Below are 14,120 nucleotides of genomic sequence, written 5' to 3'. Positions count from 1 at the left end.
TCAGGCGGTTTTCGAGAATCTGGAATTGACCATGGGGCCGGTGGCAGACCGCCACCCTGTGGGTATGTTCAGCTATTTTGTCTTCGTGAAGTGAGGCGGAGCCCCGGCTTGCCGGGGGCGAAAGCTTCGCCTATAAGGAGGAGCATCGCGGGTGTAGCTCAATGGTAGAGCAGCAGCTTCCCAAGCTGACGACGAGGGTTCGATTCCCTTCACCCGCTCCAGATTTTCCCTGACATGAATTGTGTCTCTCATCCTGTGATGAGAAGCATCCGGTGTTTGCACGGATCTGTCCGTCCGCTTGATCCTGCTGCCGTAGTCTGTGGCGTGGTGCCGCACAGAATCCCATGAAAGACTGACGACTCCCGGCATTACACTTGTCTGCGGTGGGTGCGTTCCAGCCATTTCATAACGCGTTCTATTTTAATATTGCAACTCATTCTTATTATCGTTTCTATGGCTTTCGGCTGCGGATATCTCTGCGAGAGGGCTTTGGGGCGCCTTGAGGTGATCTGCCTGGCCGGCCCGTTTTATCGGGCGTTTTGGGGTCATTGAGTCATTTAAGGGGACACAGATGAGGATGAAGAAGGCGCTGGTTGCCGGGGCCATGTGGCTCAGCGCGGCCACAACGCAGGCTGTGGCGCAGGACAGTTCCAGGCAGGCTGAAAAAGGGGAAACCCCGGCAAAGACTACGCCGGCGGTGTACGATTACGCGCTCAACCCGATTACCGTCTTCTCGGAACTGGACTCTTATTTCGAGCAGAAGAGCAGCACTGCGCTGAAAGGCGATGTCGATCAAAGCCTGATTCCCTATACGACCAATGTTTTCAACGAGCAGGTCATCGAGGATCTGAAGGCGGACCGGCTTGAGAAGGTCTTTGCCTATATTCCGGGGTTCTCGCGCAGCGGCACCACCGCGAACAGCTTCACGATCAGGGGACAGTCGGTCGATCTGCAGAATCTTCAGGTCGATGGTCTTCCCGGGCTGACCAGCCGTTTTGGCTCTCCGACGACCGCGAACATCGAAAGGGTCGAAGTCGTGAAGGGGCCAGCCTCCGTGCTCTACGGATGGATGGACCCGGGCGGGATGGTCAACATGATCACCAAGAAGCCCGAGGATAAGGAATTCCGTGAAATCACCTTGTCAGGCGAGCTGTTCCCCGAATATGGCGATACCAGCTATACGGGGTCTTTCGACCTTAACGGCCGGGCGAACGCAGACGGCGCATTGTTGTATCGCTTGATTGCCGGCTATGAGCGCGAGGATTCCTATCGCGACCATGTCAAGGGCAACACGATGGCGTACCTGTTCCCGTCCTTGTCCTGGGTCCCCGATGACAAAAGGCGCCTGGATTTCCAGCTCGAATATGCCAAGGACGAGCGCGCTGCGGACGATGGGCTATTCGTGCTGAACCGCGACATCAATCAGCGCGCCGACCTGACGACCTATTATCAGGAGCCGGGCGACATCGATAATGATGAGGGACTGTCGCTGATCCTCAACTACCGCGACGAACTCGCCAAGGACACGAAGCTGAACCTCAAATGGCGCAGTGTCTGGCACACCGACGAGCGCAAGCTTTATGAGAGTAACTCGGTGCGGCCGGATGGCACGCTGCGGCGGCGCAACCGGCATCAGTACAATGAGCGGGAATACCATTTCGGCGACGCCAACCTGACATTCGATTTCGATGCTCTCTTCCGGCAAAACCTCATCGTCGGCATGGGCGGCGGGTACGAATACCGCCAATATGACCGTCTCGCCTTCGGCGCGCTTGGCGCCAATCTCGACCAGATGAACCCGGTCTACACAGGCGATGTGCTTGAGACCATCCCCGGTTCATACCGGAACTGGGACCTGTATAATTTCGGCGTCTATGCACAGGACCAGATTTTCCTGACCGACAAGCTGAGCCTGCTTGTCGGCGGCCGCTACGACACGCAATCGGGTGACTATAATCTGCGCTATGTTGACAGCGACGAGACGGCTCATGAATCGGTCTCGGTGAACACAACGGCCTATAATGCCGGTATCACCTATCAGCTCACCGAGCAGGCTGCGGTCTATACCAGCCTGTCGCAGTCCTTCAACATGCAGGCCGTTCCGACTTTCGATGAGAATAACCGGCAGTTGGACCCTGAAAGCGGCACGCAGTATGAGGTCGGTCTGAAACTGAGCCTGTTGAACGGCAAGCTGAACACGAACTTTGCCGTTTTCGACCTCGTTAAGGAGAATGTCTCCGAGACGGTCGATGGCGCCAGCGCCCTTATCGGAACTGTCGAGAGCCGGGGTGCCGAGGTAACGGTGCAATATCAGCCGTCCCTGAACTGGCAGTTCCAAGCCTCCTACGCCTATACGGATGCGAAGGTTGCCGAAACCACCAATGACGAGGCGCGCGGCAATGTGCCGGGCTTCTCGCCGGCGCATACGGCATCATTGCTTGCCCGATACAACTACCCGGAAGAGGTCCTCGGAGGCCTGGTCGGCATGGGGGTTGGGTGGCACTACGAATCGACCCGATATACAGACGAGGATGAGTCCAACCGGGTTCGTCTGGCAGGCTATCATGTAACCGATCTCAATTTTTACTATGAGCTCGACAATCTGAAATTGTCGCTGATCGTCGATAACCTGTTCGACGAGACATACTTCTTTGGTGGGTCGAACGACGTGAAGATCTATGCGGGCGATCCACGCAAGGTCATGGTGAGGGCCAACTACAGGTTTTGATGCCTGTGGGAGGTTGGGTTTGGGAGTCTGGGTTAGCTGACCCCTGAACAGGCAAACGCCGCCCGGTTGCCCGGGCGGCGTCGCTTTTTTTAGACGTAGCTTTCGGCGTTAGGGCCGGTTAGCGGATGACCTTGGTATCCGCCTCCAGCGCCTGCTTGAACTGCGCCTCAGTCATCGCCAGGACGACGGCCTTCTGCTCCGCATTCACGCGCAGCTGCATCGGCTTCACGGCGATCTCCTTCTCGCCCAGGCCCAGCACGCCGCCCGACCCGATCACGATCTGGTCGATCTGCTTGCCATCCTGGCCCAGCACGACGTCCTTCACCTCGCCGATTTCCTTGCCGTCCTGCGAATGGACCGGCTTGCCGACGATGGCCGCCATGTCAGCCGAGAAACCAGCCTGGGCGTCCGCCGTGGTGGCCTCGCCGCGGCCCGGGGAGGCGTTGGCCAGGGTCTCGAACTCAGCCTCGGTCATCGAGACGACGACGTTCTTCTCCGCGCTGTCATAGCGGATCTGGTCAGCCGGGACGGCGACATTCTTCTCGCCCAGGCCCAGCACACCGCCGGTACCGATCACGACCTGCTGCACCTGGGTGGCGCCGGCGCCGGCAACCACGTCTTTCACCGTGCCGATGGAGGTGCCATCGGTGGTGCGGACGGTCTTGCCGACGATCTTGTTGCTGAACTCCGGATCGTCATCGACCAGCTCCTTGCCGGCCTTGACGGTGCTGTCATAGGCGTCGCTGATCTCCTTGCCGGCCTTGTCCATGGCCCGGTCCACATCCTGGCCGACCGTGGTGTCGGTCTCGGTCTTGGTGCCGGCGCTGCCGGACATGCTGGTGCTGGTGCCGGTCTCGGCCTTGGTTTCGGTCTTGTTCATATCCGTCGCCAGAGCGGGCGCGGCCATCAGGGGCGCGGCAAGGGCGATGGCGGAAACGGTGGCAATCAGATGCTTACGCATGACTGTCTCCTCTGTGTTGTATCGGTCCCCGCGGATGCGGGGTCACCGACGGTTTGTCCGGTGCGCTGCGTTCGATGCGCTTGCCGGACACTTGTGAGGAGAACGCCCGCCTTGCCGGGCCGGTTCCGGTTGCCGCCAGAATGCCCAATTGGGCGAAAAGGCGGGAGAAACGGACAAATTTCCTTAATTTATTGAAGGGCTTATTCAGATACCTTTGTGCCGCGCCTCGGTGAGGACGCCGTTGAAGGCGCGCAGGCGCGTCTCGACCCGCCCGCGTATCTCGTCCCAGCCGGTATCGAGGAACAGCTCTGCCGCTTCCTCGATGCTGTCCACGCTCCACAGGTGGAACCGCCCTTCGGCGATGGCGGCGGTCACGGCGGGGTCGAGCACCAGATTCTGTTCGTTGCTGCGCGGCAGCACGACGCCCTGATCGCCGGTCAACCCGCCATTCTCAACGCAGGTGCGGAAGAAGCCCTCGACCTTGTGATGCGCGCCGCCGATGGCCTGCGTCTTGCCGTGCTGGTTCACGGAGCCGGTGATGGCAAGATCCTGGCGCACCGGGATGTCGGCAAGGTCGGAGAGGATGGCGATCAGTTCCGCCATTGAGGCGCTGTCGCCCTCCACCCCGCCATAGCTCTGCTCGAAGGTGATGGAGCAGGTGAAGGACAGCGGTATGTCGCGCGCGAAGCTGCCGGCAAGGAAGCCCTGCAGCACCATGACGCCCTTCTGCTGGATCGGCCCGCCGAGATCGACATCGCGTTCGATGTTGGTGACACCCTCCCGGCCGGCCGAGGCGCGGGCCGAAACCCGGGCCGGCATGCCGAAGGCGTGGTCGCCGAGGTCGCGCACCACCAGCGCGTTGATCTGGCCGACGACCCTGCCGCGCACATCGATCATCACCGTGCCGTCGGTGACCGCTTCCTGCAAACGGTCCTCGACCCGGGCGTTACGGCGATGGCGCGCGGCGATGGCGGCTTCCACCGCCTCATGGCCCAGCACTGCGCCCTTGCGCCGGACGGCGGGCAGTTGCCGGACCGCCTCCACCAGAATATCGTCGATCAGCTCGAAGCGCGCCGTCAGCTTGCGGCGGTGGCCGGCCTCGCGCGCCGCCTCGCCCAGCAGCCTGTCCACCGCGTCTGGCGACAGGGTCACGCCGTCGAACTGCCGCATCATGTCGCGCAGCAGGCCGGTGTAGCAGGCGATATTTCCGGCTGTGGCCTCCATGTCCGGGTCGATGTCGGCCTTTACCTTCACATAGGCCTGGAATTCCGGATCGCCGGAAAAGACCGAGTAATACCAGAAGGGGGAGCCGACAATGACGAGCTTCAGGTCCAGCGGGATCGGTTCCGGCCGGGGCGCACCGGCAATCGGCACGCTGCCGGCGCGGTAGCGTTCCTCGATCTGGATCGACCGGTCGCGCAGTGCCCCCTTCAGGAAGGTCCAGGCGGCGGGGTCGCGGGCCAGGGCCTCGGCGCGCACCACCAGCACGCCGCCATCATTGGCCTGATGCAGGGCGCCCGGCCGGATCAGCGTGAAGTCGGTCTCCAGCGAGCCGGCGGCCTGGCGGTATTCGATCCGGCCAAACAAATTCTCATAGGTCGGGTTGGGTTCCAGCACGACCTTCGGATGGGTCTCGGTGCCATGATCGACAAACAGGTTCACGGCATAGCGCTGCGCCGGCGGCATCACGCCGGGCTTGCTCTCGCCTTCCATCGCCATCTGGAAGGCGCCCAGCTGTTCGGTCATGTCGGCGCGCATTTCAGTCAGCCAGCGCCCGAGCTGCGGAATCTGGCCGAATTCTGCGAGCACGCTGTCGACCGGTCCGGCGATGGCATGGTCAGCGATACGCTGGTTCAGCTCCCTGATCCAGCCGACCAGCTCCATCTGCCGCTGGCCGGCCCAGCGGTTGATCTCAACCAGCTCTTCCAGAAGGCGCTTGGCGGTTGCCTCGGTCTCCGGCGAGGGCGGCTGCGGGTCCGTATCCGGCTTGCCGTCGCCATCCTTGTCCTCGGGCGGCGGCACCATGACGGTGAGGCCGGTTTCCGTGCGCACGATCTCCAGCCCGGCGGCGCGGGCGCGTTTCTGCACCTCCTCCAGCCGGGCGTTGATCTCCTCCTGCAACTTTTCCTGCCGGCTGCGCACCTGCCGCTGATAGTCCTCGCCGGTGAAGGCGCGCTTCAGCGCCTCCGTCACCTCACCGACCAACGCTTCCATGCGGCTGCGGAAATGCCGGCCGGTGCCCACTGGCAGGCGGAAGGGCAGCGGCTGATGCGGATGGCGGAAATTGTTCAGGATCACCCAGTCGCTGGGGGCGGGGCGCGTCTGCATTGCCTGTTCGAGATAGCGCAGCGTGGCGGTCATGCGGCCGCTGCGCTCCTCGCCCAGCACGAAGACGTTGTAGCCCAGATCCTCGATGCCCAGCGCGAATTCCAGCGCTTCCCGGGCGCGCCGGTGGCTGGTGAAATCGAAGACGGTGCTGTCGACGCCTGCTTCCGCCACCGGGGCAAAGCTGGGAAGCGCAACCTCGGCGGCGGTCAGCTTCTTGAAGGCTTCAGGCTTGGGGGCTGGCACGGCGGGTGGACTCCTTGTTTCGGGCGTCGGCGCCGATCTTGCCGGCTCAGCCGCCGCTTGTCAGCCTGTGCGCCGTGCGTACCAGATCCGCAAGATCGAGCAGCCGGGCGACATAGAGGTCACGGATTTCATAGGCCTTGTCCGACTCGCCGCGCAGCGTGGCTTCCAGATGATCGACCAGCCGCACCAGCCGGCGCTGATGCAGGCCCAGCCGGCGCTGCACCGGGTCGGTCACGACCCCGGCAAAGGCCGCCATGATGGCGCCGGCCCCCAGCAGCCCGCCGGTCACGCCCGCGACCAGCAGCGGCGAGGCGGCGGCCTGACCATACCACAGCCCGCCTAGCAGGCCGGCGATTGGCCCGGCGGAGGCGGCGGCCTTCTGCGCCATCAGATTGGCGACGGCAGGGCCCAGCGACAGCATGCCCGGCGTGAATCCCTTCACGCCGACGGCACCGGCGCCGACCGCGAAGAGCGAGGTGGTGATGTCGGCGGCCGCCGTGCGGCTGCCCATATAGGTGGCCAGCGCCTGCTCCAGCCGCTGCCGGAAGGCCGGGTCGTCGGCATGGCGGGCCAGCTCCATCAGCGGCAGGCGGAAGGCGGCGACGACACGCGGATCGGTCATCAGCGTTTCGCCCAGCGCGTCACGCGGATTCTCCCGGCCCGGCTGGTTGTAGGGCAGCTGCAGAAGGTCGGTGTAGAGCAGCCAGGACAGTTCCCGGCCGACATCGGTTTCGAGAAACAGCCGGCGGCTGTTCAGCCACTCTGCCGTCTCCCGCCTGCCGAGGCGCTGCGCCGTGGCGGCGGCGGCCTTCACGCCGACCGCCGGCAGGCCCATCGCCAGGTTGGCCGGTGCGCGCAACATGTCCCAGCCAAGCGCCCGGCGATGCAGCTTCCAGGCACCGGCAAAGCCGAAATGCCGGTCCACAAAGTCGGGCACTGCTGCCCTTCGGCTATCGCAGTAGCGGGCGATGGCGGTATCGACCAGCCGGCCCGCCCCCTCGCGGTCGAAGGCGAGCGGCAGGGCAGGTGCGGCGGCGGGCAGTGCCGTGAGAGGGTCGAGACTTTCGGTCATGCTGTCTGATAGATGGGGCAGCAGGCCGGTTTTCGCCAGAGCCACCATGAGCCGGAGCAGGCAGCCATGCGCCCCGCAGGCTTGTGCGCTATGCCGTCGCCCCGCTTAATAGCCCGGCATCGATCAGGGGAGGGGAAGTGATGAGCCTTTACGCGCCGCCGCAGGATGTGCAGACCGAGGTGCTGTTCCGGCTGCCGGACGAATTCCGCGACAAGCGCCGTACCGACTGGTCGGTCTTCAACAAGGGCGGCGAGGCGGCGGACTGTTTCCTGGAAGGCCCGTCCTTCGACCACGCCGGCAACCTCTATCTGGTGGATATCCCGTTCGGGCGCATCTTCCGCGTCTCGCCCGCCGGCGACTGGACGCTGGTGAAGCAGTATGACGGCTGGCCGAACGGGCTGAAAATTCACAAGGACGGCAGCATCTGGATCGCCGATTACCGGCACGGCATCCTGAAGCTGGACCCGGAGAGCGGCGCGATGGAAACCATCGTTGGCCATGTCCATTCCGAGGGGCTGAAGGGCTGCAACGACCTTGTCTTCGCCTCGAACGGCGACCTCTATTTCACCGACCAGGGCCAGACCGGCCTGCATGATCCGACGGGCCGCGTGTTCCGGCGGACGGCGGATGGACGGCTGGAGTGCCTGATCGATACCGTGCCCAGCCCGAACGGGCTGGTGCTGAACGCGGCGGAAACCCAGCTGTTCGTTGGGGTGACACGGGCGAATGCCGTCTGGCGGCTGCCGCTGCATGCCAGCGGTGGTACTTCCAAGGTCGGGATGTTCGTGCAGCTGTCCGGCGGCACCGGGCCGGATGGGCTGGCGATGGGCAGCGGCGATGAGCTGGCGGTGTGCCATGTCGGGCTGGGCAGCGTGTGGCTGTTCAACCGGCTGGGCGAGCCGATGTACCGGGTGCGCAGCTGCCGCGGATTGCTGACCACCAACCTTGCCTTTGGCGGTCCAGACGGCCAGACCCTGCACATCGTGGAATCCGATACCGGCTGTGTGCTGGGCGCCCGTTTGCCGCTCGCCGGACAGCGCCTTTATGGCCAAAGCTGACGGTAGCCGGGTAAACGCGACAGATCGTCGCAGATTATTCGACCCACCAGTCTTGAAAGCGTCACGGTTTCACTTTATGTAAAGCGCGAGTTCAATCCCCGCGCATTCTCGCCGCAGATGACAGAGGCCCATTATCGGGCCGGTTTTTCTGTCCCCATATGGCGAGCCAGACCGCAAGCAGGGTTCTGCACGGCAGTCCTTTCGACTGCCCGGACCGGCTGTTTTTCTCTGCGAAGGGCGCGGCGTATAACCAGAAGGAGTTCCATATGACCGATACCAGCCTTGCCGGCCGCAAGATCGCCATCCTCGTCGCCAGCGGTTTCGAGGAAGTTCAGATGACGGACGCCCAGAAGGCGCTCATCGCGTCGGGCGCGCAGACCCGTATCGTGTCGCGTGAGAACGGGCTGGTGAATGGCTGGCACGACAATTCCTGGGGCCACTTCTTCCCGATTGATGCCGACCTGACCCAGACTCTGGCCATCGACTATGATGCGCTGCTGATTCCGGGCGGCGCGCGCAGCATCGCCAAGCTGCTGGATGATCCGCACGCCAAGCGCATTGCGAAGGCCTTCCTGAAGGGCAATCAGCCGGTTGTGGCCTTCGGCGACGCGATCTCCCTGCTGGCGATCACCGAGGAACTGGCCGGCCGCACCGTGACCGGCGAGGACACCACGAAGGAAGCCGCCGAGAAGGCCGGCGCCAGCTGGAGCGAGGAAGAGATCGTCGTCGATGGCATGCTGGTCACCGCGAAGGGCGACGCGCAGATCGGCGCCGCGCTGGACGCGCTGATGGCCAATGTGACCGAGTACGCGGCGACGCTGACCGACGAAGCGGCGTAACGCCGGCTTATCGGCCGATATCTTGGCGCCGGTCCCGGAAACGGGGCCGGCGTTTTTCTTTGTCAGGACGGGCCGCGCCGGTACAGCAGTTCCAGCGTAACGCCCTCGCCACCTGGTACGGTCCCGGCCTCACGGAAGCCGAATCGTTCATAGAGGCGCCGCGCGCCTGCATTCTCGGCGAAGACATTCAGCGTCTCGATGGGCGGCGTGCGGGCGAGGGCGGCGCGCAGCAGGCCGCTGCCGATGCCCTTGTGCTGATGCAGCGGGTGCACGAACAGCTGGTCGAGATGCGTACCCATGCCGGCGGCGAAACCGGCAGCCTCCCCATCCATCAGCGCGACAAGTCCCCAGTCCCAGTCCGGCAGCTTGCCTTCATACCAGTCGCGGCATTCCTGCCAGCTGTAGTTCCAGCCCATGAAGGCATAGGCGGTCAGGCAGGCCTCACGGTGGATCGTGGCGATGATCTCCACATCGTCGTCGGCAAGCGGGCGGTGGATCGCTGGCATGATCTGATGCTTGTTGCGGTGATGCCCGATAACCTAGCAGCGTAGATTAAGGGTCGAAAGCTGCGCCCTTCGACCGCTTCCTGTTCGTTTCTTGCAGAACGATGATTTTACAAGGAAAACGGCCATTTTCTCTTGATTTTCTAGCCCCCTTTCTCCCATATGCCCGGCTTGTTCCAGATATCTGGGTCATCTGCTGGGAGGAGAGCGATAATGGCGAAAAGCGCGCTGATCCGCTCGGGGATGGACTTGGAAGACATGCCAAGCGAAACCCCGGTCATGGCCGACACGGCCGCTGCTGTTCCTTATACCGTTGTCGGGGAGACCGATGCGGACAAGGACCATTTTGTCGTGCGCGATGGCGTGGCCTTCGCCGGGACGCATCTGATCATCGATCTCTGGGATGCCTCGCGTCTCGACGAGATCACCCATATCGAGGAAACGCTGAAGGAGGCGGTGGAGGCGGCCGGGGCGACCCTGCTGCATATACATCTGCATCATTTCACGCCGAATGGCGGCGTGTCCGGCGTTGCCGTTCTGGCGGAATCGCATATCAGCATTCACACTTGGCCGGAACGCGGCTATGCCGCGCTGGACGTGTTCATGTGCGGCGATGCACGGCCTCATGAGACGCTGAAGGTGCTGCGCCGCGCCTTCGAGCCTGGGCAGGTCGGGCTTGGCGAGCATCGCCGGGGGCTGACCCTGTGAGCCGTGAGGAATGGCTGGAGGAGCGGCTGCGTCCCAGCCTCGCCCAGAAGCTGCGGATTGACAGGCAGCTCTACCGCGACAAGACCGAGCATCAGGATCTCATCGTCTTCGAGCACCAGCTCTATGGCCGCGTCATGGCGCTAGACGGCATCGTCCAGACCACGGAGGCCGACGAGTTCGTCTATCACGAGATGATGACCCATGTGCCGATCCTGGCCCATGGCGCCGCGAAGCGCGTGCTGATCATCGGCGGCGGCGATGGCGGCATGGCGGAAGAGGCGCTGAAGCATCCGCTGGAGAAGCTGGTGCAGGTGGAGATCGACCGTACCGTAGTGGATATCGCGCGCGAGCATCTGCCTTCGATCAGCGGCGGCGCCTATGACGATCCGCGGATGGAACTGCTGATTGCGGACGGTGCGCGCTATGTGCAGGAAACCGACGAGCGGTTCGATGTCGTCATCGTCGATTCGACCGATCCGGTAGGGCCGGGCGAGATCCTGTTCTCCCAGGAATTCTACGCCGGCTGCAAACGCTGCCTGACGCCCGGCGGCATCATCGTCACCCAGAACGGCATTCCGTTCTTCGAGCGCTATGCAGTGGAGAACACCTATCGCCGGCTGGGGACGCTGTTCCAGGATGTCAGCTTCTTCCTGGCGCCGGTGCCGGCTTATATCGGCGGCTTCATGGCCTTCGGCTGGGGCACTGACGATAAGGCGCTGCGCCGCCAGCCGCTCGAAACCCTTGCCGGGCGCTTCGCTAGGCTGGGGACGAAGCTGCGCTACTACACGCCGGCCATTCACCAGGCCGCCTTCGCGCACCCGCAATTCCTGGTCGATATCCTGGAAGCGGTGGAGTTGGAAACGGACTGAACCGGAAGGGGGGCCGCAACGGAAGCGGGCGGCCCCATCCGGAAGCCGATGCCTGTCGCCGCGCGGTAGGGGGACATCGAGAGGGGATCGATGCCGCGAGGCTCTTGGCGTCGACCGCCGGGCAGGACCGCCCGTCGTCGGTGTACGCTTAAGTATGTTGCGTGACTTTCTGACAAAAGACAATAGTCAATCATCTGTCTATATGTGGGTGCTTGCCGGGGACGGTTTCAGCATGGTATGAGCCGCCGCCGAGCATGAAGATCGACCGCCAGCCGGAAGGGCCGCTTCGCATGGAAATCGTCAGCCTGGACATCCCGGATGTGAAGCTGATCACGCCCCGCCGCTTTGGCGACAATCGCGGTTTCTTCTCCGAAACCTGGAACCGCGCCGCCTTTGCCGAGGCCGGTATCGAGGCGGATTTCGTGCAGGACAATCATTCACTGTCGGCGACCGTGGGCACGCTGCGCGGCCTGCATTTTCAGATTCCACCTTTCGCGCAGGCCAAGCTGGTGCGCGTCAGCCGGGGCGCGATCTTCGATGTGGCGGTGGATATCCGCACGGGCTCGCCCACCTACGGCAAATGGGTGGGGGCGGAGCTGAGTGCGGAGAACTGGGCGCAAATGTATGTCCCCAAGGGCTTCGCGCATGGCTTCGTCACGCTGCTGCCCGATACCGAGGTGCAGTACAAGGTCGATGCGCCCTATGCGCCAGACCATGACCGGGGTATCGCCTGGAACGATCCTGCAATTGCGGTTGACTGGCCGCTGGAGGGCCGTGCGCCGGTGCTGTCCGGCAAGGATGCTGCCCTGCCTGCCCTTGCCGATATCCCTGCCCCTTTCACGATGGAGACCGCATGAGTCAGCCGACGCTTCTGGTGACAGGCGGGGCCGGTTTCATCGGCTCCGCCGTGGTGCGGCAGGCGGTGGCCGAGGGCAAATGGCGCGTCGTCAACATCGACAAGCTGACCTATGCCGCCAACCTTGCCTCGCTTGATCCGGTGGCAGGTGCCAACAACTACCTCTTCGAGCAGGCGGATATCTGCGACCGCGCGGCTATGGCGCGGATCTTCGCGGCCTACAAGCCTACCTCTATTATGCATCTGGCCGCCGAAAGCCATGTGGACCGTTCCATTGACGGGCCGGCGGCCTTCATCGAAACCAATATTGTCGGCACCTACGCGCTGCTCGATGCGGCGCTGACCCACTGGCGCGGGTTGGACGAGGCGGGTAAGCGGGATTTCCGCTTCCATCACGTCTCCACCGACGAGGTGTTCGGCAGCCTGGGCAAGGAGGGGCTGTTCACCGAAACCTCCCGCTATCAGCCGAACTCACCCTATTCCGCCAGCAAGGCCTCGGCGGACCATCTGGTGCGCGCCTGGCACGAGACCTATGGCCTGCCGGTCGTGATGAGCAACTGCTCGAACAATTACGGCCCCTATCAGTTTCCCGAGAAGCTGATCCCGCTGATGATCTTGAAGGCGATGCGGGGCGAGAAGCTGCCGATCTATGGCAAGGGCGACAATGTGCGCGACTGGCTCTATGTCGAGGATCACGCGACCGCCTTGCGGCTGGTGCTGGAACGCGGTGCGGTCGGCGAAAGCTACAATATCGGCGGCAAGTGCGAGCGCACGAACCTTGAGGTGGTGGATGCGCTGTGCGCGCTGCTGGACGCGCGGCTGCCGGAGTCGACGCATCGCCCGCATAATGGCTTGAAGAGCTTCGTCGCCGACCGGCCGGGCCACGACAAGCGCTACGCCATCGACTGCACGAAGATCGAGCGCGAGCTGGGCTGGACGCCGGCCGAGACGTTCGAGAGCGGCCTCGCCCGCACGGTGGACTGGTACCTCGCCAATGAGGGCTGGTGGCGGCCGGTGCTGGAAGGCACCTATCAGGGGCAGCGCCTCGGCCAGGCTTCGGGCGCCGGCTGATGGCGCGGATCGTCGTCACCGGTGCGAATGGCCAGCTCGGCACGGAACTGCTGCGGCTGCCCCTGCCGGCGGGCTGGACGATCCAGGGCTTTACCCGGACCGAGGCGGATATCCGCGACCCCGCTGCCATTCAGCGCCTTGTCGAGGGTACCGACCTGCTGGTGAATGCGGCCGCCTATACCGCCGTGGACAAGGCCGAGGAAGAGGCGGACATCGCCTACCAGATCAATGCCGAGGCGCCGGGCCTGCTGGCCGCCGCCTGCCGTGAGGCCGGCATCCCGATGATCCATGTCTCCACCGACTATGTGTTCGATGGCAGCAAGGCGGACGCCTATGTCGAGAGCGATCCGGTCGCGCCGCTCGGCGTCTATGGCGCCAGCAAGGAGCTGGGCGAGCGCGCCGTCCGCAAGGAGCTGGAGCGCCATGTCATCCTGCGCACCAGCTGGGTCTATGCCGCGCACGGCCGCAATTTCGTGAAGACCATGCTGCGCCTGGGCACGGAGCGCGATGCCCTGCGCGTGGTTGCCGACCAGCATGGCGCACCGACGGCGGCCGGCGATATCGCGGCGGCGATCCTGGCAATTTCCCAGAAGCTGCTGGCCGGCTCCACCGCCTATGGCACCTATCACTACACCGCCGAGGACGTGACCAGCTGGCACGGCTTCGCCGAAGCGATCTTCGATCTGGCACAGCCGGCGCTGGGCAAGCGCCCGACAGTCGAGGCGATCCCGACCAGCGCCTATCCGACGCAGGCGCAGCGCCCGGCTAATTCCGCGCTGGACTGCAGCAAGGTGATGGCAGCCTTCGCGCCACCGCGCCGGCCCTGGCGTACAGCACTGGAAGAGGTGCTGCGGGAGATACTGGCCTCATCCAGGCTTTGACAA

12 protein-coding genes and 1 tRNA gene are annotated in these 14,120 nt (G+C 63.8%); 9 read left to right on the top strand and 4 right to left on the bottom strand.

Going from position 1 to position 14,120, the window contains the following annotated elements:
* Positions 1–147 precede the first annotated feature (147 nt).
* Positions 148–221, top strand: a tRNA-Gly gene (locus MK313_RS13455).
* 350 nt (positions 222–571) lie between these two features.
* Positions 572–2,728 (top strand): TonB-dependent siderophore receptor, encoded by a 2,157-nt coding sequence (locus MK313_RS13450; RefSeq protein ID WP_287782160.1) that lies wholly within the window; start codon positions 572–574, stop codon positions 2,726–2,728.
* A gap of 118 nt (positions 2,729–2,846) precedes the next feature.
* On the opposite strand, the gene MK313_RS13445 is transcribed toward MK313_RS13450, so the two are convergent.
* From MK313_RS13445 to MK313_RS13435, 3 genes are all read right to left on the bottom strand, one after another.
* A complete protein-coding gene (locus MK313_RS13445; protein WP_287782159.1) occupies positions 2,847–3,689 on the bottom strand; it encodes a PRC-barrel domain-containing protein in 843 nt (280 codons plus the stop codon).
* Between the two features lie 204 nt (positions 3,690–3,893).
* Positions 3,894–6,260, bottom strand: coding sequence for a Lon protease family protein (locus MK313_RS13440; protein WP_287782157.1), 2,367 nt, complete (start codon positions 6,258–6,260; stop codon positions 3,894–3,896).
* Positions 6,261–6,306: 46 nt separating this feature from the next.
* Positions 6,307–7,332 (bottom strand): DUF6635 family protein, encoded by a 1,026-nt coding sequence (locus tag MK313_RS13435; RefSeq protein ID WP_287782155.1) that lies wholly within the window; start codon positions 7,330–7,332, stop codon positions 6,307–6,309.
* Positions 7,333–7,472: 140 nt separating this feature from the next.
* Between MK313_RS13435 and MK313_RS13430 the strand changes: the two genes are divergently transcribed.
* Positions 7,473–8,390, top strand: coding sequence for an SMP-30/gluconolactonase/LRE family protein (locus tag MK313_RS13430; protein ID WP_287782153.1), 918 nt, complete (start codon positions 7,473–7,475; stop codon positions 8,388–8,390).
* Between the two features lie 266 nt (positions 8,391–8,656).
* The gene (locus tag MK313_RS13425) at positions 8,657–9,229 is read left to right on the top strand and encodes a DJ-1/PfpI family protein (protein ID WP_287782151.1); all 573 of its coding nucleotides are present in this window, start codon (positions 8,657–8,659) and stop codon (positions 9,227–9,229) included.
* A gap of 62 nt (positions 9,230–9,291) precedes the next feature.
* Here the strand turns inward: MK313_RS13425 and MK313_RS13420 are convergent, their stop codons facing one another.
* Complete coding sequence (locus tag MK313_RS13420; RefSeq protein ID WP_287782149.1) at positions 9,292–9,735, bottom strand: GNAT family N-acetyltransferase; 444 nt, start codon at positions 9,733–9,735, stop codon at positions 9,292–9,294.
* A 255-nt stretch (positions 9,736–9,990) separates the two neighbouring features.
* Here MK313_RS13420 and speD point away from each other — a divergent pair, with 255 nt between their 5' ends.
* The 5 genes from speD to rfbD all read left to right on the top strand — a co-directional run bounded on the left by speD (position 9,991) and on the right by rfbD (position 14,117).
* Positions 9,991–10,440, top strand: coding sequence for an adenosylmethionine decarboxylase (gene speD / locus MK313_RS13415; protein ID WP_407669861.1), 450 nt, complete (start codon positions 9,991–9,993; stop codon positions 10,438–10,440).
* Entirely contained in the window at positions 10,437–11,309 is an 873-nt protein-coding gene (speE, locus tag MK313_RS13410; protein ID WP_287782147.1) for a polyamine aminopropyltransferase, read from the top strand. The genes speD and speE overlap by 4 nt, the downstream gene beginning before the upstream one ends.
* Before the next feature lie 290 nt (positions 11,310–11,599).
* Positions 11,600–12,166: a dTDP-4-dehydrorhamnose 3,5-epimerase gene (rfbC, locus tag MK313_RS13405; RefSeq protein ID WP_287782162.1), complete on the top strand. Its 567-nt coding sequence runs from the start codon at positions 11,600–11,602 to the stop codon at positions 12,164–12,166.
* Positions 12,163–13,236, top strand: coding sequence for a dTDP-glucose 4,6-dehydratase (gene rfbB, locus MK313_RS13400; protein WP_287782145.1), 1,074 nt, complete (start codon positions 12,163–12,165; stop codon positions 13,234–13,236). The genes rfbC and rfbB overlap by 4 nt, the downstream gene beginning before the upstream one ends.
* Positions 13,236–14,117, top strand: coding sequence for a dTDP-4-dehydrorhamnose reductase (gene rfbD, locus MK313_RS13395; protein WP_287782144.1), 882 nt, complete (start codon positions 13,236–13,238; stop codon positions 14,115–14,117). The genes rfbB and rfbD overlap by 1 nt, the downstream gene beginning before the upstream one ends.
* The last annotated feature ends 3 nt before the right edge of the window (positions 14,118–14,120 follow it).

It is taken from the genome of Oceanibaculum sp., assembly GCF_022449305.1.
GTDB classification, from domain to species: domain Bacteria; phylum Pseudomonadota; class Alphaproteobacteria; order Oceanibaculales; family Oceanibaculaceae; genus Oceanibaculum; species Oceanibaculum indicum.
This window is presented reverse-complemented; position numbering and strand designations above follow the sequence as displayed.